The 18541-nt window shown below is 68.3% G+C and carries 19 protein-coding genes; 9 read left to right on the forward strand and 10 right to left on the reverse strand.

Going from position 1 to position 18541, the window contains the following annotated elements:
* Together WS91_RS19930 and WS91_RS19935 are read right to left on the reverse strand one after the other, a co-directional pair.
* The coding region (locus WS91_RS19930) for a hypothetical protein (protein ID WP_156432410.1) at window positions 1-389 on the reverse strand (389 nt) is incomplete at its 3' end.
* A 215-nt stretch (window positions 390-604) separates the two neighbouring features.
* On the reverse strand, window positions 605-2701 hold the full coding sequence (locus tag WS91_RS19935) for a prolyl oligopeptidase family serine peptidase (RefSeq protein WP_059579118.1): 2097 nt from the start codon (window positions 2699-2701) through the stop codon (window positions 605-607).
* Between the two features lie 384 nt (window positions 2702-3085).
* On the opposite strand from WS91_RS19935, the gene WS91_RS19940 reads away from it, so the two are divergent.
* The 5 genes from WS91_RS19940 to WS91_RS19960 all read left to right on the forward strand — a co-directional run bounded on the left by WS91_RS19940 (window position 3086) and on the right by WS91_RS19960 (window position 8008).
* Window positions 3086-3553, forward strand: coding sequence for a rhodanese-like domain-containing protein (locus WS91_RS19940; RefSeq protein ID WP_059579115.1), 468 nt, complete (start codon window positions 3086-3088; stop codon window positions 3551-3553).
* A 107-nt stretch (window positions 3554-3660) separates the two neighbouring features.
* Entirely contained in the window at window positions 3661-4668 is a 1008-nt protein-coding gene (gene epsC / locus WS91_RS19945) for a serine O-acetyltransferase EpsC (protein WP_059579111.1), read from the forward strand.
* Window positions 4668-4955 carry a helix-turn-helix domain-containing protein gene (locus tag WS91_RS19950; protein ID WP_038755520.1) on the forward strand — a complete coding sequence of 96 codons (288 nt, stop codon included), beginning with the start codon at window positions 4668-4670 and terminating at the stop codon, window positions 4953-4955. Before epsC ends, WS91_RS19950 begins: the two co-directional genes overlap by 1 nt.
* Window positions 4956-5076: 121 nt before the next feature.
* Window positions 5077-6009 (forward strand): family 2A encapsulin nanocompartment shell protein, encoded by a 933-nt coding sequence (locus WS91_RS19955; RefSeq protein WP_038755522.1) that lies wholly within the window; start codon window positions 5077-5079, stop codon window positions 6007-6009.
* Complete coding sequence (locus tag WS91_RS19960) at window positions 5984-8008, forward strand: family 2A encapsulin nanocompartment cargo protein cysteine desulfurase (RefSeq protein ID WP_052145230.1); 2025 nt, start codon at window positions 5984-5986, stop codon at window positions 8006-8008. The genes WS91_RS19955 and WS91_RS19960 overlap by 26 nt, the downstream gene beginning before the upstream one ends.
* 278 nt (window positions 8009-8286) lie before the next feature.
* Here the strand turns inward: WS91_RS19960 and WS91_RS19965 are convergent, their stop codons facing one another.
* On the reverse strand, window positions 8287-8820 hold the full coding sequence (locus WS91_RS19965) for a cytochrome b (protein ID WP_059670871.1): 534 nt from the start codon (window positions 8818-8820) through the stop codon (window positions 8287-8289).
* A gap of 207 nt (window positions 8821-9027) precedes the next feature.
* The gene (locus WS91_RS36900) at window positions 9028-9165 is read right to left on the reverse strand and encodes a hypothetical protein (protein WP_197422256.1); all 138 of its coding nucleotides are present in this window, start codon (window positions 9163-9165) and stop codon (window positions 9028-9030) included.
* Window positions 9166-9341: 176 nt separating this feature from the next.
* On the opposite strand from WS91_RS36900, the gene WS91_RS19970 reads away from it, so the two are divergent.
* The 4 genes from WS91_RS19970 to WS91_RS19985 all read left to right on the forward strand — a co-directional run bounded on the left by WS91_RS19970 (window position 9342) and on the right by WS91_RS19985 (window position 11117).
* The gene (locus WS91_RS19970) at window positions 9342-9689 is read left to right on the forward strand and encodes an ArsR/SmtB family transcription factor (RefSeq protein WP_038753008.1); all 348 of its coding nucleotides are present in this window, start codon (window positions 9342-9344) and stop codon (window positions 9687-9689) included.
* On the forward strand, window positions 9679-10113 hold the full coding sequence (locus WS91_RS19975) for a YeeE/YedE family protein (protein WP_038753010.1): 435 nt from the start codon (window positions 9679-9681) through the stop codon (window positions 10111-10113). Before WS91_RS19970 ends, WS91_RS19975 begins: the two co-directional genes overlap by 11 nt.
* A gap of 1 nt (window position 10114) precedes the next feature.
* A complete protein-coding gene (locus WS91_RS19980) occupies window positions 10115-10537 on the forward strand; it encodes a DUF6691 family protein (protein ID WP_059648028.1) in 423 nt (140 codons plus the stop codon).
* 70 nt (window positions 10538-10607) lie between these two features.
* The gene (locus tag WS91_RS19985; protein WP_059648030.1) at window positions 10608-11117 is read left to right on the forward strand and encodes a GNAT family N-acetyltransferase; all 510 of its coding nucleotides are present in this window, start codon (window positions 10608-10610) and stop codon (window positions 11115-11117) included.
* Between the two features lie 284 nt (window positions 11118-11401).
* On the opposite strand, the gene WS91_RS19990 is transcribed toward WS91_RS19985, so the two are convergent.
* The 6 genes from WS91_RS19990 to WS91_RS20015 form a co-directional block, all read right to left on the reverse strand.
* Window positions 11402-11611, reverse strand: a complete 210-nt coding sequence (locus tag WS91_RS19990) for a DUF3079 domain-containing protein (RefSeq protein ID WP_038753016.1) — start codon at window positions 11609-11611, stop codon at window positions 11402-11404.
* 344 nt (window positions 11612-11955) lie between these two features.
* Window positions 11956-12228: a hypothetical protein gene (locus WS91_RS19995; RefSeq protein ID WP_059579102.1), complete on the reverse strand. Its 273-nt coding sequence runs from the start codon at window positions 12226-12228 to the stop codon at window positions 11956-11958.
* Window positions 12229-12643: 415 nt separating this feature from the next.
* Window positions 12644-13420: a copper chaperone gene (locus WS91_RS20000; RefSeq protein ID WP_226377290.1), complete on the reverse strand. Its 777-nt coding sequence runs from the start codon at window positions 13418-13420 to the stop codon at window positions 12644-12646.
* A 10-nt stretch (window positions 13421-13430) separates the two neighbouring features.
* Window positions 13431-14966, reverse strand: coding sequence for a tyrosinase family protein (locus tag WS91_RS20005; RefSeq protein ID WP_231752052.1), 1536 nt, complete (start codon window positions 14964-14966; stop codon window positions 13431-13433).
* 798 nt (window positions 14967-15764) lie between these two features.
* The gene (locus WS91_RS20010; protein WP_038753020.1) at window positions 15765-16625 is read right to left on the reverse strand and encodes a class I SAM-dependent methyltransferase; all 861 of its coding nucleotides are present in this window, start codon (window positions 16623-16625) and stop codon (window positions 15765-15767) included.
* A gap of 136 nt (window positions 16626-16761) precedes the next feature.
* On the reverse strand, window positions 16762-18228 hold the full coding sequence (locus WS91_RS20015) for a cytochrome-c peroxidase (RefSeq protein ID WP_231752053.1): 1467 nt from the start codon (window positions 18226-18228) through the stop codon (window positions 16762-16764).
* Between the last annotated feature and the right edge of the window lie 313 nt (window positions 18229-18541).

An 18541-nucleotide genomic window follows, 5' to 3' on the forward strand; every position in this document is an offset into this window, starting at 1 on the left:
ACGCGGCGGCGGAGGCGGTGATTCGGGAGAACGACGGCGGCCGGTGACGAGGCGCTCGCGGCATGTCGAACGACGGGACGCGGCGAATGTTCGTCGGGCGCGATCGCCGCATTGCCGGCGGCGATCGCGAGCCGCCCGCCGCGCGGTGACATCGCGATGCGGGTGCGATGCGCTTCAATCGTACGGATGACGAAGCATGTCGATGGTCGATTCGCGCTCGATTCGCGATTGCAGGCGACTTGTTCGTCGAGCGATGCGGCGCGGTTGCCTTCGTGACGGAGCGGGAACGACGTGAAGTCGTGAAGCGCAGCGCGAACAGGGCATGGCCGACGCGCGACGCGGAAGGCGAGCGCTCCAACGGTGCGCTCGCCCAAGGCGAACGAAGCCAATCGACTTCGTTCGTCTTGGCATCATCGGATACGCGCGCTTGGCAACACGGGAAATCCGGCGACGAATCCGCGATCCCCGCATATGCAACTCGCGACGAAGTCACGTTCGTCCCGGCAAGCTTCTGAAGCGAACGCGGTCGCCCGGAGCCGCGCCGCGAGCGCCGGGACGGCGGGGCGGCGGGACGCCGAACGCCCGCCCGTCTTCTCATGGCGATTTACTCGCGCCGGTCCTTCGCGTCGCGGGACAAGTGGCCCCAGAGGAACTCATATCCGATCGCTTCGTGCTCGGCCGTGTCGATTGCGTCGGCGCTGCCGTGGCCGCCATCGGTTTTTTCGAGCAGCCATACGTTCCGGTGCCCTTGCGCATGCATGCGCGCGACCATCTTCCGAGCATGCGCGGGATGCACGCGATCGTCGCTCGTCGACGTCGTGAAGAGCGCCGGCGGATATGCAACGTCGTGCGCGACTCGATGATACGGCGAGTATGCCGTGAGCGTCGGCGCATGGCCGGGATCGTCAGGATCGCCAAATTCGTCGAGCCACGACGCGCCCGCATGCAAGTGCGGATAGCGCTGCATGTCGAGCAGCGGCACGTCGCTCACCACCGCGCCGAACAGGTCCGGGCGCTGGATCATGCATGCCGCCACCAGCAAGCCGCCGTTGCTGCCGCCGCGGATGCCGAGCTGCCCGGCCGTCGTCACGCCGTCCGCCACGAGCCTTTCGGCGACGGCGATGAAATCGTCGAACGAGCGCTGCCGCTCCGTTTGTCGCGCCGCTTCGTGCCATCGCGTGCCGAATTCGCCGCCGCCGCGAATATGCGCGAAGACAGCGATGCCGCCTTTTTCGAGCCAGCCGATGCCGAGCAGCGGATCGTAGTCCGGTGTGAGCGCAATCGCGAAGCCGCCGTAGCCGTACAGCAGGCACGGACGCGGTGCGCGACCCGCATCGTCCAATGCGTCGCGCGGGCCGACCAGCGTATACGGCACCAGCGTGCCGTCGCGCGAGCGCGCATGTTCGCGCCGCACCGTCAGCGTGGATGCATCGAATTGGGTCGGCCAGCGATCGAGCAGCGTCCATGCCGACAGGTCGTCGTCGGCGAGGTCGGCGAGCGAGTATTCGGGCGGCGTCAGGTAATCGCCGACGCTCACGTACACCTCGTCATCGAACGTCGGCTCGACGGGCGACACGTCGACCTGCGCGAGCCCGCGCGCCGGGAACGGGCGCGCGCGCCAGCGCCAGGCGCCGTCGTCCTGCTGCTCGGGCAGCCAGAGCAGCGTGCGCGTGAGCACGTCGTCGAGCCACGACACCAGCAGGTAGCGGCGAGTGTGCGTCCAGCCGCACGCCGACGTGCGATCGTTCGGCTCGAACAACGTAGCGAACGCGCGCTCGCCCGCGACGAACGCATCTTCCCGGATCGCGAGCAGGCTGCCGCCCGTGTAGCGCGCGCCGCCGCAGGTCCAGTCGAGCCTCGGCTGGAGCAGCAGCCAACCGTTCCAGTAGCCGACCTCGACGTGCGCCGGGGCGTCGTAGCGAATCCATGCGCCGTCGTCGCCGAGGCGATACGTATTCGCGTCGTAGAAGTTGATCGCCTGCTCGATCATGTGGTGCCGATCGACCGGATCGTATTGCGCGTCGACGGAGATGTCGCCGCGTGCGCCGCGAAACACGACGGGCGCGTCCGATAGCAGGGTGCCGCGCGTCCAGCGCCTGACTTCGCGCGGATAGCCGGAGCGCGTGACGCTCGGGCCGCCGTTGTCCCAGCCGACATAGACCGTGTCGCGATCGATCCATTCGATCGAATGTTTGCCGGCCGCCTCGATCGAGAAGCCGCCGTCGACGAACCGGCGCTGCTCGATATCGAACTCGCGCACGACGACCGCATCGGCGCCGCCGTCGGACAGCACGATCAGCGCGCGATCGCCGTCCGGCTCGAGGATGAGCTCGCCGTCGAACACCCATTGAACGTCTTCCGCCGCGCCGAGCGCGTCGAGATCGATCAGCGTCTGCCACTCGGCGCGGCCGCTGCGCCAGCTCGCCCACGGCGCGCGCCGCCACAGGCCTTTCGGATGGCGCTCGTCCTGCCATACGTCGTAGGCCCACGCTTGCCAGCGCTGCGGGATCACGGGCCGCTCGCGAGGCAGCAGCGCCTTCGTGAAGCGCTCGACGAGCGCGCGGTAGCGTGCGCCGTCGAGCCATGGCGCGCCGTGCGTGCGCGCATTCTGCGCGTCGACCCAGTCGACGCTCGCGGGGCTTTCCAGTTCTTCGAGGAAGCGGTACGGATCGGCCTGATCAGGCCAGGAAGCATGAGGCATGGCGTATTCACAATGAGCGTTGCGTGTAATGGTAGCGTAAGGCGTGATGTGCCTGCGCTTCGATTGCTGGGCCGACGGCCCGAGCGTCCTTCGCGCGAGCGCGTTGCCGCGGCGTGCGCGAGCGACGCGCGCACGCTTTCGTCGTACGTGAGAACGACGAGCGCCGGCGTCGCACGTGTCGCGCTTCCCGCCCGAATCAATCCGACATCGCGACTATCTCCCGCATGCCCGGCCTCATTTCGAAATGAAAAATAATTGGTTCGGCTTTTGCGGCGGCTCTTTCATAGTGGAGCCTTGATGGCTATAGACGGCGCTCGGACAGCGCTCGCCGTCGAGCCCGGCCCATGTCTCGTGCACGATGCGCGATACCCACAAGGAGACGCCATGACGGTTGAACTCGAAGAACGCTCCACACATGCGGTGCTCGAAGCCGCACGCGAAGCCGCGCGCGCGGCGGGCTTGCCGTATGCGGGCGGCATATCGCCTCGCGACGCATGGGCGCTCGTCACGGCCGGCGCCGCGCGGCTCGTCGACGTGCGCACCGCGGAGGAGCGCGCGTTCGTCGGCCACGTGCCGGACAGTCTGCACGTGCCCTGGGCGACCGGCACGAGCCTCACGCGCAACCCGCGCTTCGCGCGCGAGCTCGAAGCGAAGACGGGCAAGGACGCGGCCGTGCTGCTGCTGTGCCGCAGCGGCAACCGTTCGGCGCTCGCCGCGGAAGCGGCGGCGAAGGCGGGCTTCACGCAAGTCTTCAACGTGCTCGAAGGCTTCGAGGGCGAGCTCGACGATGCGGGCCATCGCGGCGCGATCAACGGCTGGCGGTTGCACGGGTTGCCGTGGCAGCAGAGTTGACCGATGCGGTCGGTTCCGGTGCGGCAACCGGCATCGACCGGCCGTGAGTAGCGAGCAGCAGTCAGCCAGCAACGAGAAACAACGAGAAGCAACAAGGAGCGGCAGCCGTGGCGGTATTCGACATCGACGACATCGTTCAATCGCTTCAAACCGTGCGCCAGCGCTGGCGCGAAGTGCAGCGCCGCTCGCTCGAGCCGGGCGGGCGCGAATTGCCGGCGCGAGAGGCGCTCGCGAGCATCGTCGAAACGCTGAAGGGCGTGCTGTTTCCGATGCGGCTCGGGCCGCCCGATCTTAGGCAGGAGAGCGAAAATTTCTACGTGAGCCATGCGCTCGACGACGCGCTGCACGCGCTCCTCGCGCAGGCGCGGCTCGAGCTGCGCTACAAGGGGCGGCACGACGCGAGCGCGCAGGCCGAGGCCGCGATCGAAGCGAAGACCGACGCCGCGGTGCGCGCGTTCGCCGCGCGCCTGCCCGCGATCCGCGCGCTGCTCGACAGCGACGTGCTCGCCGCGTTTCATGGCGATCCGGCCGCGGGCAGCGTCGACGAGGTGCTGCTCTGCTACCCGGGCGTCCTCGCGATGATTCACCACCGGCTCGCGCACGAGCTGTACCGCCTCGAATTGCCGCTCCTCGCGCGCATCGTCGCGGAGCATGCGCATGCGCAGACGGGGATCGACATTCACCCCGGCGCGCAGATCGGCGGCGGCTTCTTCATCGACCACGGCACGGGCGTCGTGATCGGCGAGACGGCGATCATCGGCGAGCGCGTGCGCGTCTATCAGGCGGTCACGCTGGGTGCGAAGCGCTTTCCGCGGGACGCATCCGGACATCTCGAAAAAGGCCTCGCGCGCCATCCGATCGTCGAAGACGACGTCGTCATCTACGCGGGCGCGACGATTCTCGGCCGCGTGACGATCGGTAAGGGCGCGGTGATCGGCGGCAACGTCTGGATCACGCAGGACGTCGCGCCGGGCAGCCATGTCACGCAGGCCGTCACGCGCAGCGATCCGGCGCGGCCGGCCGACGTGCAGGCCGACGCGCCGGCTGGCGTGCCGGGCGCGAATGGCGCGAACGGCGCAAGCGACACGGCGCTTTCCGCCGCGGGAGCGCTGTGATGACGGCGCTCGTCCAACGTTTCGGCGCGGCGATTCGCCAGTTGCGCGAGGCGCGCGCGTGGTCGCAGGAGCAACTCGCCGAGCATGCGGGCTTGAACCGCTCGTACGTCGGCGAGATCGAGCGCGGCACCGCGATCGCTTCGATCGTCACCGTCGAGAAGCTCGCGCGCGCGTTCGGCGTGCCGATCGCGCGGCTGTTGTCCTCCGGCGTCGACGTATCCGAGGCCGCGTCGCAAGGATTCGGCGTGTCGCCGGCATCGAACGCGTCGCTGTCGACCGCGCGCTGAATCCCTGTTCGATCTCCCCGAATTGGCGTCTATAGCATGTTGAGCCGCCCAAATGGCGTCTCGATAATGCGTTCTGCTGATAAGCATTCCAGATTTAGTTCTATAGCCCCCGGAGTCCTCTATGTCGACGATAGTGAGCGGCCAGACGGCGCTCGGCGACAACGCAGCACGGCAACTCGCCAATGCCACCAAGACTGTTCCGCAGCTTTCCACGATCACGCCGCGCTGGCTGACGCACCTGCTGCAATGGGTGCCCGTCGAGGCCGGCATCTATCGTCTGAATCAGGTGAAGAACCCGGAAGCGGTGCGGGCCGCCTGCACCGCGCGCGAGGACGAGGGCGCGCTGCCGAGCACCTTCGTGCCGTACGAGGAAGCGCCGCGCGAATACTTCCTGAACGCAGTGAGCACGGTGCTCGACGTTCACACGCGAATCTCCGATCTCTATAGCAGTCCGCACGATCAGATCAAGGAGCAACTGCGCCTGACGATCGAGACGATCAAGGAACTGCAGGAAAGCCAGCTGATCAACAACCCCGATTACGGGCTGCTCGCGAACGTCGCGGAAGAGCAGCGCGTGTTTCCGCTGACGGGCGCGCCGACGCCCGACGATCTTGACGAATTGCTGACGAAAGTGTGGAAGGAGCCTGCGTTCTTCCTCACGCACCCGCTCGCGGTCGCCGCGTTCGGCCGCGAATGCACGCGGCGCGGCGTGCCGCCGCCGACCACGAGCCTGTTCGGCTCGCAGTTCCTGACGTGGCGCGGCATTCCGCTGATTCCGTCGGACAAGGTGCCGGTTGCCGACGGCAAGACGAAAATCCTGCTGCTGCGCGTCGGCGACAAGCGGCAGGGCGTCGTCGGCCTCTATCAGCCGGGCGTCGCGGGCGAGCAGGGGCCGGGCCTGTCGGTTCGGTTCATGGGGATCAACAATCAGGCGATCGCGTCGTATCTGATTTCGCTGTACTGCTCGCTCGCCGTCCATTCGCCGGATGCGCTGGCTGTCCTCGATGACGTGGAGATCGGCAAGTACCATGACTATCCCGACACCTACCGTTAATCCTGCCGCGAGCGCCTCGAGCGTCGCGCCGCCGCATGCGCCGCTGCCTGCCGGATTGCCCGATCCGGCGACGCTCGCGCGCCTCGCGTCCGAGTTTCTCGCGGCGTTGCCGGGGCAATCCGCCGCGCCCGACGTCGGCGCGGGAAGCGGCGCGGTCGGCGGCGTGCCGTCGGCGCTGCCGGCCGCCGCGCCGCTTCTCGCGTCGGCGTCGAATCCCGCGCCGGCGGGCTCGCCGCTCGCCGGGCCCGGCGGCACCGGCACGGGCATGCCGGGCGTCGGTGCGCCGCCCGGCAAGGTGCCCGGCGCGAACCTCGCGCCCGCGCCGACGCACGTGCTGTCGCTCGGCAATCGCGCGCCCGCGCTCGCGCCGCACGCGGCGGCGCAAAACGGATTGCCGGACAACGTCGTAGCGATCGCGCCGGCGCTCGAGCCGCGCGCGGGCGGTGCCGCACTCGGCGTGCCGCCCGTGCAGGAGGCCGTCGCCACGCAATCGGCAACCGACGCGTCCGCGACGGCGATGCCGTCTGCGTTCGCATCGTCGTCTTCGCCGTATTACTTCGTCGACCGCGCATCGCACGGCTGGCAGCGCGACGCCGCGCAGATCGTCGTGCCGCAGGACGGCATCGCGTCGCCGCGCGCGTTCGGCCTGCCGGACGAGCAGGCGCTGCGCGACCTGCTGCCGATTCAGCGGCCGCAGGCCGATCGACACGGCGCGTCGCGCTACTTCATCGACGATGCGCGGCCCGCGGCTTCGCATTCGCCCGGAGCCGGCGCGCATCCGCCGTTCGACGTCAACGCGATTCGCCGCGACTTCCCGATCCTCTCCGAACGGGTGAACGGCAAACCGCTTGTCTGGTTCGACAACGCGGCGACGACGCACAAGCCGCAAGCGGTGATCGACCGTCTCGCCTACTTCTACGCGCACGAGAATTCGAACATCCACCGCGCCGCGCATACGCTCGCGGGGCGCGCGACCGACGCGTACGAGCATGCGCGCGCGACCGTGCAGCGCTTCATCGGCGCGGCGTCGCCGGACGAGATCGTGTTCGTGCGCGGCACGACGGAGGCGATCAACCTGATCGCGAAAACGTGGGGAGTCCGGAACGTCGGCGAAGGCGACGAGATCGTCGTGTCGCATCTCGAGCATCATGCGAACATCGTGCCGTGGCAGCAACTGGCCGCATCGAAGGGGGCGACGCTGCGCGTGATTCCCGTCGACGACACGGGGCAGGTATTGCTCGACGAGTACCGGAAGCTGCTCAACGACCGCACGAAGATCGTCTCCGTCACGCAGGTGTCGAATGCGCTCGGCACGGTCGTGCCGGTGAAGGAGATCGTCGAGCTCGCGCATCGCGCGGGAGCGAAGGCGCTCGTCGACGGCGCGCAGTCGATTTCGCACATGCGTGTCGACGTGCAGGCGCTCGATGCCGACTTCTTCGTGTTCTCTGGGCACAAGATCTACGGGCCGACCGGCATCGGCGTCGTGTACGGCAAGCGCGCGCTGCTCGACGACATGCCGCCGTGGCAGGGAGGCGGCAACATGATCGCGGACGTGACGTTCGAGCGCACCGTGTTCCAGCCGCCGCCGAACCGTTTCGAGGCGGGAACGGGCAACATCGCCGACGCGGTCGGGCTCGGTGCGGCGCTCGAATATGTGACGCGCGTCGGCATCGAGAACATCGCGCGCTACGAGCACGATCTGCTTGCCTATGCGACGGGCGTGCTCGCGCCGGTGCCGGGCGTGCGGCTGGTCGGCACCGCACGCGACAAGGCGAGCGTGCTGTCATTCGTGCTGAAGGGCTACGAGACGGAAGAAGTCGGGCGGGCGCTGAACGAGGAGGGTATCGCCGTGCGCTCCGGGCATCACTGCGCGCAGCCGATCCTGCGTCGCTTCGGACTCGAAGCGACGGTGCGTCCGTCGCTTGCTTTCTACAACACGTGCGACGAGGTCGATGCGATGGTCGATGTGGTGCGAGGGCTCGCGGCGCGACGCGGGTAGCCCCGCGCGCCACATCGTGACGATGCCGGCTCGGTCGATTCGCGCGAAACGACCGGGCCGGCTGCCGCATCGACGAACAACTCGAGGCCCGGCTTCCGGTTGATTCGACATACGAAAAAAAGACCCGGCGCGAGCCGGGTCGAAGAGAGCGATGCAGGCGGCGAGGGCCGCGCCGGCCACGAGCCTGCAGCCGGCCGATCCTCGCCGCCACGACATCACTCCGCGTGGTCGTTGCGTGCGCGGCGGCTCGATGCTCGATCGACCGCCGCGCGTCGCGATCAGATCATCCGTTCGAACGCGCCATCCTTCATCACGAAGCGATGAACGAGCGCCGCGAGCGCATGCATGCCGATCAGCACGATGAAGAGCGTCGCCGACAGGCTGTGCCATTCGCCGATGCTCGCGCCGAGCGAATGAGGCGATGCGATCGTCGGCAGCGGGACGATGCCCGCGAGCTTCAATTGCCACGTGCGGCCGTTCGCATTCAGCCAGCCGAGCAGCGGCACGGCGATCAGCGCGGCGTACAGCAGCTTGTGAACCGCGCTCGCCGCGAGTGACAGCAGCGCGCCCTGCTGATGCGCGGGCGGGCTGCGGCGCACGATTGACCACAGCGCGCGCGCCGCAATGACGGCGATCAGTGCGGTGCCGAGCGCGACATGCCAGGCGACGAGGCCGGCGGGCGGCGCCGTGCCGTGCACGTCGGGCATCGTCCAGCCGATCACGAATTGAGCGAGCACGAGCGCGGCAACGCTCCAGTGCAGGATGCGGCTGAGCAGGTCGTAGCGAGCTGGCGTTCGGGTGGCGTGTGTCATCGCGCGGATCGTCATATAGGTAAGCCGTTCGTAGGGATCGGTCGGCGCGACGTGTCGTGCGCCGTCGTACATTACCGGGCTCGATCGATTATGGCGGCCGATTCTTATGGAAATCTTAAGGCCGGGGCGTGGCCGCGCAAATGGCGGCGCACCACGTGCGATGCGGCGTGCGTCGCCGCTCGGCCCGCCGGCTGATCGGGCGCCGGCTCAAAGCCAGTTCGGCCGGCCCATGTGCGCGGGGTGCGGGCCGTCGACGTAGGAATCGGCGACGGTCTGCCGCGTCGCGCATCCGCTGGCCGCGGCAAGCGTACTCAGACAAAGCAGAAAAATGAGAATGCGTTTCATGTCGTTTCTTCGATGCGGGCTGCGGTTTCGCGTGCCGCCACTGTGCCGGGCGTGCGCTTAAGCCTCGCTTAACGGTCCAAATCGAACGCCGCGACACGATCGCGCAGCGTTTGCGTTCTCGCCATTCATTATGCAAAAATATATAATGTTATTTTGTAGATTGTGGAGGTGAGGCGATGGGTGCTGCCGGTTCGTCGATCGAACTGTCCGGGATGCGCGCGTCGGCCGACGCCGCTTGCGCGCTGCTGAAGGCGCTGTCGAATCCGGATCGATTGCTGATGATGTGCGAGCTTGCTCAATGCGGCGAGCTGTGCGTGAGCGACATCGAAGCGCGGCTCGACATCCGCCAGCCGACGCTATCGCAACAGCTCGCCGTGCTGCGCGAGAGCGCGCTCGTCGAAACGCGGCGCGACGGCAAGAACGTCTACTACGCGCTCGCGAGCGAGCCGGCGATCGCGATCATGTCCGTGCTCTACGAGCAATTCTGTGCAACGAACAAGAAGGGGAAGCGCCGTGGCCGTTGATCTCGTTCATTTCACGCCGGGCCTCTCGTTCGCGGGCGGCCTGATGATCGGCGCCGCAGCCGCGCTGCTCGTGCTCTTCGACGGCCGCATCGCCGGCATCAGCGGCATCGTCGGCGGGCTGCTCGCCGGCCGGCGCGGCGGTGCGGGCTGGCGCGCGGCGTTTCTCGCCGGCATGATCGCGGCCGCGCTCGTCGCGAGCGCGCTCGACTGGTTCTCGATGCCCGTCGTCGACGCGGGCTGGGCCAGGGTGATCGCCGGCGGCGTGCTGGTCGGCATCGGCACGCGCTATGCGGGCGGCTGCACGAGCGGACACGGCGTGTGCGGGATCTCGCGCGGCGCGTTGCGCTCGATCGTCGCCACGGCGGTGTTCATGGCGGCGGGCATCGCGACGGTGTTCGTGCTGCGCCACGTGTTCGGAGGGTGACATGAGCGTGTTGTTCGCATTCCTGTCCGGCTTGCTGTTCGGCGCCGGTTTATTGGTGTCCGGGATGGCGAATCCCGCGAAGGTGCAGGGCTTTCTCGATCTTGCCGGCAACTGGGACCCGTCGCTCGCGTTCGTGATGGCAGGCGCGATCGCGGTCGGCTCGGTCGCATTCGCGTTCGCCAAGCGGCGCGAGCGCTCGTTGCTCGGGCTGCCGATGCAGATCCCGCCGCGCGGGGCCGTCACGCCCAGGCTCGTCGCGGGCAGCGCGGCGTTCGGCGTCGGCTGGGGGCTCGTCGGTTACTGTCCGGGGCCGGCCGTCGTGTCGCTCGGCCTGGGCGGCGCGAAGGCGTTCGGCTTCGTCGCGGCGATGCTGATCGGCATGGCGGCGTTCGAAGGGATCGAACGCGCCGGGGCCGGGCGTTGAACGGCGCGCGCCGGAGAGGCGCGGGAATGCGTAGAATCGGGGTCTTCCTGTTTCTGCCTTCGACTGCCCGATGATCGCTATCCGTTTGCTCGAGCCCGTTCACGCCGCCGCGTTCAAGGCCTTGCGTCTCGCCGCGATCGATGCGTCGCCGAGCGCGGTATGGCCGACGCGCGACGAAGAAGCGGCGCGATCGACGGCGGAAGTGGAGGCGCGGCTTCGCGCGTCGGACACGCAGGCGGTGTTCGGCGCGCTGGCCGCCGAAGACGAATTGATTGGCATCGCCGGCGTGCGCAGGGATGCGCTCGTGCAGGTCGGCCATAAGGCGACGCTTTGGGGCGTGTTCGTGGCGCCCGCGCATCGCGGCGCCGGGCTCGCGCGACGGTTGATCGACGCCGCGTTGACGCACGCGGCGCGCGATTGGGGCATCGCTCAGGTCAATCTATGCGTGAACACGGAAAACGAACTCGCGAAGGCGCTGTATGCGTCGCTCGGCTTCGAGACGTTCGGCGTCGAGCGGCGTGCGATGCGTGTCGGCGATCGGTTTTATGACGAGCAGCACATGGTTCGGTTGCTTCGTTGAGCGCAGCATGTGCGGTGGTCAGGCGCGCCCGACGGCTTGTGTCGTCGCGTCGCGGCCGCGTTTCGGCGATGTCGCGTTGCGCGTTGTTCGCGCGACCTCTATCGCCCGGCGCTCTTCGCCGTGCTCGTTCCTATTGCGCGATTCGGGCCGGGCGGACGCCGGATGACGGTCGGCACACGCCGGCGCTGTGATTGCCGGGAACGCGCATTTCCCGATGTCTGGCGGCAGCGGTCCATTTCATCGAGCGATTCCAAGCGGGCTCGCACGATCGCGGCGCGGCGTCATCAAGCGGCTGCTTGCGTTTGCTGCCGTTGCTGCTGCGCCGCCTCGTTCTCCTGTTCCCATTCGTACCAGTCGTCGCCGAGCAACTCGATCGGATGTTGAGTGCGGTCGGAGCCGTTGCCGCATGACAGCGCGTCGACCGAGCAATATCGATCGCATCCCCAGCAATTGCGTTCGGGGTGTTTCGGATGCAGCGGAAATTTCTTCGCCATGCCGGGGGGCCTCGCAAAATGCGTTGGAGGGTGTCGCGGCGGCGATGTCAGACGGCGCCTTGGCGGGCGGGGTAGGCGGCTGGGAAAGGCGCGACGCGCGCACGACTTCGTGCGTGGTGAGCTGACAGGATTTCTGTCGCCGCGACCAGCATATTTTGTCGAGCGGGCGACGCGCGTTCCTTGATGTCGCGCATCGAATCGCACGGTGCGACGCCGCGTCGCGCGGCGTTGCACCGTGTTGCGGCATGTCGCTGCCTGTTGCGGCATGTCGCGCCGGCGGCGGCCGCGCGGCGTCGATCCGTGTTGTCCGTGTCGACTGCGTCGGTCGACGCCGGACACGGCGCTTACCGGCTTGCGGCTTGCGCAGCGAGGTGCTGGCGGATCAGCGTCAAGTAACGGTCACCCACCGTGCGATCGATTTCGGCGCGCCGGGGCGGCTTGCGCAGCGAGATCGGCGGCCAGACGCCCAGGTAGCGGCAAACGGCCGACAAATAAGGCTTGCGGACGCGCCCCATGTGCCGAGCCGCGCGCTCCACGCGTTCGTCGCCGACCTGGCTGCGCAGCCAGGCGAGGATTTGGCGATCGGTATCGTTGACGATGCGAATCAGGTGCTCCATTTGACACCTCACTGGCTAAAAACACAGTACTGTTAATTTATCCAGTATTTGTCGTATGTGCAACTGCATTAAATAGGGTGCGAATTGGGGCGCGAAGGGCGCCGGCAGTTGGAATGCGGCGCGGCGCGGGACCCACGCGGTAGCGCAGTGAGGAGAACGCGGCGCGAAAAGGGGGGGCGCACGCTCAGGCGAGACGGGTTCGTTCAGCCGCGCAGCGTTCGATGCCGATGAATGCGGCGAGGCGGGGAGCGGCCCGGCGACGAACGAATCTCATGCGCGGCGTCGATCGTCGGCCGGAGGCCGGAGGCCTTCTCGGCGGCAATGGAACCTCGGCGCGGTTGCGAGGGCGGCATGACGAACGCGAAGCGCCGCGCTTTCCGCGAGCGGGGCATTCGCGGTCGTGCGTCCGAGAAGGTCAGACGGGCAAGCGCAGCGAAGCCAGCGTCGCGCGCACCCTCGCCGAAACGATGCGCACGGCCTTGCCGGGGCCGCGGCATCGCCATGCGGGCGTCGCCGGCCGTTCGATCCGTTCGGCGACGATGAAGCCCATGACCGCGATCGTCGCGGGCACGTGCGCCGGTCCGGCCAGCAGCGGCAGCAACATCAGCGCCCAGCAATTCCCCGCGCACGACGCGCCGCTCGCCAGCCCGAAGCGCAGCGCGTCGCGTTCGGCGGCCATGCCGAACGCCGCCAATGGCGGCCGGCGATGGCAGACGTTCAGGAACCACTGCTTGGCGGGCGAAGCCTGCCAAAGCAGCGCGAGCGCAAGCCCGGCGCTCATTCGCGCGACGGCGCCCGGCGCGGCCCAGGTCAGCGCGATCGCGGCGATCTGCAAGCCGATCCACGCGGCGAGCCAGACGGCCGCGTAGCCGGCGACGAAGAGGAGCGCCGCCCGCGTGCGGCGGCGCGCGAAACTGCGCTCCAGTACATGCCGCAGCGGCGACGCGGCGAGCGGCGCCATCATCGCCGCGACCATCAGCACGGAATCGGCCGCGAACTTCGCCGGCGAGTTCGACAAATACGCGAGACGCAGCCAGGTCGACAGCGGCACGCGCCAGTCGCCCGCGATCGCGCAGAGCGCGGGCGGCATCAGGCCGCCCGCGCCGACGATCAACGCGGACCACGCGATCACGCTGATCGACGCGAGCGCGACGAGCGGCGCGTCGAGCCGTCGCTCGGCGAGCTTCATCATCGGCCCCGCGTCACGTGCTCTGCCGATACACGCTGATGCGGCCGATGTTCACCTGCGACTCTTCGGCCACCGGCGTCGCCGCGACGAGCCGCACGTCGAGCTTGGACGGCGGCAACGCGCCGGCGAGGTGCAGCGCATCGATCACGTGCGAGATTTCGAGCACGAACGTCACGCCGTCGCCCGCGTGTCCGTCCTCGGCCACCGTCGCCTTGCTCACGCCGAAGAGCGCGACGCAGCCGGCGAGATGGTCGGGATACTTCGCGGGGTCCTCGCCTTCGGGAACGTTGATGTAGACGTTGAGGACGGTCGCGTCGTCGAGACCGCGGACATTCTCGAGGTTCAGGAAGATGCGGTCGGGCGTCGATGATGTCGCGGCCGCGGTCGCCGCCAGATTGGCGGTGAGCTTGCGGTGCACGCCGGCGTCGAGCGTGACGGACGAGCGCGCCTCCGAGCCCGCCACCGGGACGTGCTGGTCGCTTGCGCCGAACAGCTCGACGATCTTCGGATCGGTCACGGCGAAGTCCTCCTGCGGCGTTTCGGCCGTCGCCTGCGCGCGCAGGCGGCTCACGCGTGCGGCCGTCAGCGGCGTCGCGGTCGGCGCCGATACGTCATCGTAAGCATAGCCGAGCTTCGACAGGTCGCTCATTTCGCCGGGCGTGTAGGTCCAGATGTCTCCGTGCGGCATCGGCATCTTGAAAGGCCGCTCGCCGATGGCGGCCGGGCCTTTCAGCCAATTCACGGCGGTCGGGTCGACGTGAGCCGGGGGATTCCTTCGCCAGACTTCCCACAGCCGGTCGATGTTCGCGTGGTGCAGCCAGAAGATCGGGTCGAGGCCCGCGATGTCGGGGTGGGACATCAATCCGGGCAGGCCCGTCGCCCGATTCTTGCCGCCGACGATGCCGTGCACCGCGTCGTGCGGCTGCGTCTCGATTCCGCCGTGCACCCGGCCGCTATGGCTGAAGCCCGTATCCACCCCGCCGAATCCGGGGCTGCCTCCGCTCGCCACGCCTTCGAAATCGGGATCGCCGAGTGCGTTCATGTTGATCCACTGGGTCGGCACGTAGACTTCGCCGTTGTTGTACGGGCCGTAGCGCTGCTTCACGTACAGCGGATTGTTGCCTTTCCCGTCCGGCCAGTCGGGCGACGCGAAGGCCTTCGGCAGAAGATCCTGGCCCGGCTTGAAATAATTCCAGTAGGGCAGCGCCCAGTTCTTGGGCCCGCGCAGCTTCGCGATCTCGTCGCGCACGACGGCCTCCAACGCGAGCAGGTAGCCGCGATGCCAGGGCAGGAAGTACCAGCTGCCGTGCTGGCATTGTCTCCAGAAGGTCTGGTAATCGGCCGTGCTCGGCATCTTGTCGTGCGCGTTCAGGTAGCCCACGCGTTGCCACAGGTCCTTCTGGAATCCGTGGATGGCCGCGTAGAAACGCCAGCTGGCCCGATCGTCGAGCGCGCGCGCCTGCATCGCCTTGACGCCGCGTGCGTACCAGAGAATCGGCTCGGCCCAGTCGGCACCCAGATCCCAGATGTTTTGACGTAAGTAAGTCATGCTGATTTCCCCTTTTTTATAAGCGTGCAGCATGCCGCGATCGGATTGGTCGAATCCGATCGTCCAAACGACTATCGATCAATTGAAATGGATAAAGCGTTATCCGATGGAAAGGAAGGTCACGTTAATTGTTGGTCATTGTTCAAACGGCGATTCGGCTCGCACGGAAAGCGCCGGTCTTTGTCGAGGCAACGAGTTCCGGCTTCGTTTTCTGGTTTTGGGCATCGGGCCGTCGCCATGAAAATGCTAGTTCATTTTCTGTCCGTTTTCATGGGTAAATGAGATGTTGCGGAAAATTGGCGATTCGATCGGATCGATTCGATTCTGGGCGATGCCGGTTTTGCCGAGAAGATTGGTGTTTTCCACTCGGGGATTCCACGCGAGCGGGTTCGTTGCGGATCGGGCCGTGTTTCGTCGGGCGTCGTCGGGCGTCGCGGGGATCTCGAATCGGGGCAGCGGGCGAGCTGCGGCGCCGGCGAAATTCGATTCGATGAGCCGGCGCAGGAAGCGGGTTTCGAGGAATCGAAAAGATCGATCTCTTCGGTAAACAGTTAAAACGAAGTGCGTCGAACCGGCCCGGTCGAGATCGTCGATGAGCTGATTGCAAGCGTCGCGCGCTCCAATCGTATCGAGTCGCGGCGGATTTTCTCAGAGCGTTTCCGATGTCATGTCGCGATGCGCGTCGCGACGATCACCGAGCCGCATCCAATTGAACGCGAGCAGGGCGCAACCGGGCCACCGGCTCGAGCACGGGCTCGATCGGCTCTCGCCGCGACGCCCGCGCCCCGATCGCACGCGTCACGTCGTCGCGACGAGAAACGCCTCGCCGCTCGACGGCCGCAGGCCGTCGGTCCGGCCGCGGAAATAGCGCCGGACGAGATCGTCGGTCGACACGTGCCGGGCCTCGCGCAATCCCGCCTCGCGGGCGAACGCGAGCATCTCGGACGGGCCGAAGAAGCTGACGAACGGCGTGCCCGCCGCACGTGCCCGCGCGTAGACGGCTTCGTGCTGCGCGCGCTCGGCGGGATCGTCGATGAGTTCGAGCGGCAGCAGGAACGTCATCGCGAGCGTCGAGCCGGGCGCGAGCGTCGCGATCTGGCGCAGCGTGTCGGCGATCGCGTCGCGCGTCAGATACATCGAGACGCCGGTGGACGACACGACGGCCGGCCGTTCCCCGTCGAAGCCGGCCGCCTTCAACTGTTCGCGCCAGACGCCGCCCGCCTCGAAATCGACCGGCACGAGCCGCAGCCAGTCCGGCACGCCATAGCCGAGCGCGATCAGGCGCTGCCGCTTCCATGCCTGCGTGGCGGGCTGGTCGACCTCGAATACCCGCAGATGCGACGCGAGCTTGGCCCTGCGCTGCGCGAACGTGTCGAGACCCGCGCCGAGCACGACGTACTGGGCCACGCCATGCGCGGCCTGCTCGCAGACCAGATCCTCGACGAAGCGCGCGCGGCCGACGATCGACGCCCGGTAGCCGCGCGTCGCTTGCGCATCCATGTCCGGCCGGCTGCGCCAGCCTTCGTCCGGCGCGGCCAACTGCAGGCCGATCTCGTCGTCGAGCACGTGCGGCGGCGCATCGATCTCGACGTGCAACGCGCGCCACAGCGCGACGCGCACCGCGGTGCTGTCCGGCGCTGCGATCGATTGGTTCGGCATGACGCTCCCCCTTCCGTGGACGAATTTCGTCGGTACGTCACAGTGTATCGATCGTGCGGCGCCGCCCCAAGCGGGGGCGCGATCCTCGCTGCGCCGCTGACGGGGCGAGGATCGGGGCGGCCCGTTCAGGCGAGCGTCACGGCCGCGCCGCTTTTCCGTCGAGCGCGGCAGGCATCAGCTCGACGTAGCGCGCGTCAGTCAGCGTGCGCAGGAACGCGACGAGATCGTCGACGTCGGCGTCCGTCATTGCGGGCGGCGTGCCGGGGCGGCGATTCATCGGCGTCGAATTCACGTTGATGTTGCCGCGATACGCGGGCGGCACGTCGTCGAACGTGTCGCGGCCGTGATACCAGTGCGCCGGATCGGTCGAGCGCGTGTTGTAGAACGCGACTGCGTCGCGCAGCGTGTCGAACACGCCGTTGTGCATGAACGTCTCCTTGATCGCGACGTTGCGCAGCCCCGGCGTGCGCAGGTAGCCGCACCATTGCGTCGGCCCGGGCCAGCGCAGCTTCGCCGCGGTGTCGCACAGGCCGTTGTCGAAGCGGCGCGGATCGCGGTTCGCGGGCAGCGCGCGATTGCGCGGCACCGCGATCGCGTCGTAGCCGAAGTCGGTGAAGAGCGAGCGCTCGGGCCGGCTCGCGGTGTCCGACAGCGTGTGGCAGCTCATGCAGTTGCCCTTGTCCGGATTCTTGAAGAGCGCAAGCCCGCGCAGCTCCTGCGGCGTGAGCGGCGCGCGCTTCGTCACGTATGCGTCGTAGCGCGACGAGAAGGGCGCCATTTCGTCGCTTTGCAGATACGCCTGCACCGCTTCGCCGAGCGCGCGCGCCATCCGCTCGGGATCGCGGCGCACCGACGGGCCGAAGCGCTCGGCGAGCGCCGCGCCGAGCTCGGTGCCGTCGATCTTGCGCATGAGCGCCGCGGGCGACGCGTTGTTCATCTCGTTCGGATCGAAGAGCGGGCCGCGCAACTGCTCGGCGAGCGTATCGGCGCGGCCGTCCGAGAAAAGGCCTCCGAACGGCGCGGGCGCGAGCGCGTCGTCGTCCTGATAGAAGTGGCGGCGCGGCACATAGCGCACGTACAGCAGCGAAGGCGCGTTGCGGCTGCTGAAGCGGCCGGGCCGGCTGCCCTGCGGCACGCGCGGGCCGGCGAGCGCCGCGCTCGACAGCGTCGGCGCGAATGCGCGGCCCGGATCGTGGCAGCTCGCGCACGACGTGCCGCGCGGCTGCGACAGCCGGGCATCGAAGAACACGCGCTTGCCGAGCGCGACGAGCGCCGGCTCCGGGCGGAACACCGCCGCAGTCGGATCGACTTTCGACGCGACCTGCGGCGTGTGTCGGCCAATCGTGCCGACGACGCGCTGCGGCGGCGCGCCGGGAAGCAGGGTCGCCGCCGCCGAGCGGGGCGAGGCGGGCGCGGTGTCGGGCGTGATTTTCGTATCGGCTGCGTTCGTCGTGCTAGTGGCGCCCGTCGCGGCCGTCGTGTGAATCGCGCTCATCGTGTTCGTCGCCGCCGAACCGGACGCGAAGGCAATCACCGATGCGCACGCGACGAGCGCGCCGCATGCGGCGCGCGCGATGGCCGGGATGATGCGATGTTTCTTCATCGTGCGAGCGAGCGGGATGTGCGGTGAGAACGGGGCGGTCGCGCCGCGTCGGCTGCGCCGGCCGACGGATCGGCAAGCGCCATCGCGGGCGCGCGCTCGTCGAATTCGAGCGCGCGCCGGGCGGCGAATGCCGGTGGTTTAACGTGCGCCGCCCGACGATGCGCGGGGGCGCGGCCGAATCGCGCCACGGCCGGCACCGCCGTCGCATGCGGGGCGACGGTATCGACGGCGCCTGCTTTCGGCGCGCGGGCCGGCGCGGCGCGCCGCGCGCGTTCCGCGCATGCGGGCGCACGCCGCGTCGCCGCGCGTCGCT

It is taken from the genome of Burkholderia sp. MSMB1498, from assembly GCF_001526245.1.
Classification (GTDB): Bacteria; Pseudomonadota; Gammaproteobacteria; order Burkholderiales; family Burkholderiaceae; genus Burkholderia; species Burkholderia savannae.

What these genes read in the sequence shown, in the direction of transcription:
- WS91_RS19955 (WP_038755522.1), top strand. Translation starts at nt 5,077, where the DNA reads ATGTCGACGATAGTGAGCGGCCAGACGGCGCTCGGCGACAACGCAGCA.
- WS91_RS19995 (WP_059579102.1), bottom strand. Translation starts at nt 12,228, where the DNA reads ATGGAGCACCTGATTCGCATCGTCAACGATACCGATCGCCAAATCCTC.
- WS91_RS19965 (WP_059670871.1), bottom strand. Translation starts at nt 8,820, where the DNA reads ATGACACACGCCACCCGAACGCCAGCTCGCTACGACCTGCTCAGCCGC.
- WS91_RS19960 (WP_052145230.1), top strand. Translation starts at nt 5,984, where the DNA reads ATGACTATCCCGACACCTACCGTTAATCCTGCCGCGAGCGCCTCGAGC.
- WS91_RS19970 (WP_038753008.1), top strand. Translation starts at nt 9,342, where the DNA reads ATGGGTGCTGCCGGTTCGTCGATCGAACTGTCCGGGATGCGCGCGTCG.
- WS91_RS19950 (WP_038755520.1), top strand. Translation starts at nt 4,668, where the DNA reads ATGACGGCGCTCGTCCAACGTTTCGGCGCGGCGATTCGCCAGTTGCGC.
- WS91_RS36900 (WP_197422256.1), bottom strand. Translation starts at nt 9,165, where the DNA reads ATGAAACGCATTCTCATTTTTCTGCTTTGTCTGAGTACGCTTGCCGCG.
- WS91_RS19940 (WP_059579115.1), top strand. Translation starts at nt 3,086, where the DNA reads ATGACGGTTGAACTCGAAGAACGCTCCACACATGCGGTGCTCGAAGCC.
- WS91_RS20015 (WP_231752053.1), bottom strand. Translation starts at nt 18,228, where the DNA reads ATGAAGAAACATCGCATCATCCCGGCCATCGCGCGCGCCGCATGCGGC.
- WS91_RS20005 (WP_231752052.1), bottom strand. Translation starts at nt 14,966, where the DNA reads ATGACTTACTTACGTCAAAACATCTGGGATCTGGGTGCCGACTGGGCC.
- WS91_RS19990 (WP_038753016.1), bottom strand. Translation starts at nt 11,611, where the DNA reads ATGGCGAAGAAATTTCCGCTGCATCCGAAACACCCCGAACGCAATTGC.
- WS91_RS20000 (WP_226377290.1), bottom strand. Translation starts at nt 13,420, where the DNA reads ATGATGAAGCTCGCCGAGCGACGGCTCGACGCGCCGCTCGTCGCGCTC.
- WS91_RS19985 (WP_059648030.1), top strand. Translation starts at nt 10,608, where the DNA reads ATGATCGCTATCCGTTTGCTCGAGCCCGTTCACGCCGCCGCGTTCAAG.
- WS91_RS20010 (WP_038753020.1), bottom strand. Translation starts at nt 16,625, where the DNA reads ATGCCGAACCAATCGATCGCAGCGCCGGACAGCACCGCGGTGCGCGTC.
- WS91_RS19980 (WP_059648028.1), top strand. Translation starts at nt 10,115, where the DNA reads ATGAGCGTGTTGTTCGCATTCCTGTCCGGCTTGCTGTTCGGCGCCGGT.
- WS91_RS19935 (WP_059579118.1), bottom strand. Translation starts at nt 2,701, where the DNA reads ATGCCTCATGCTTCCTGGCCTGATCAGGCCGATCCGTACCGCTTCCTC.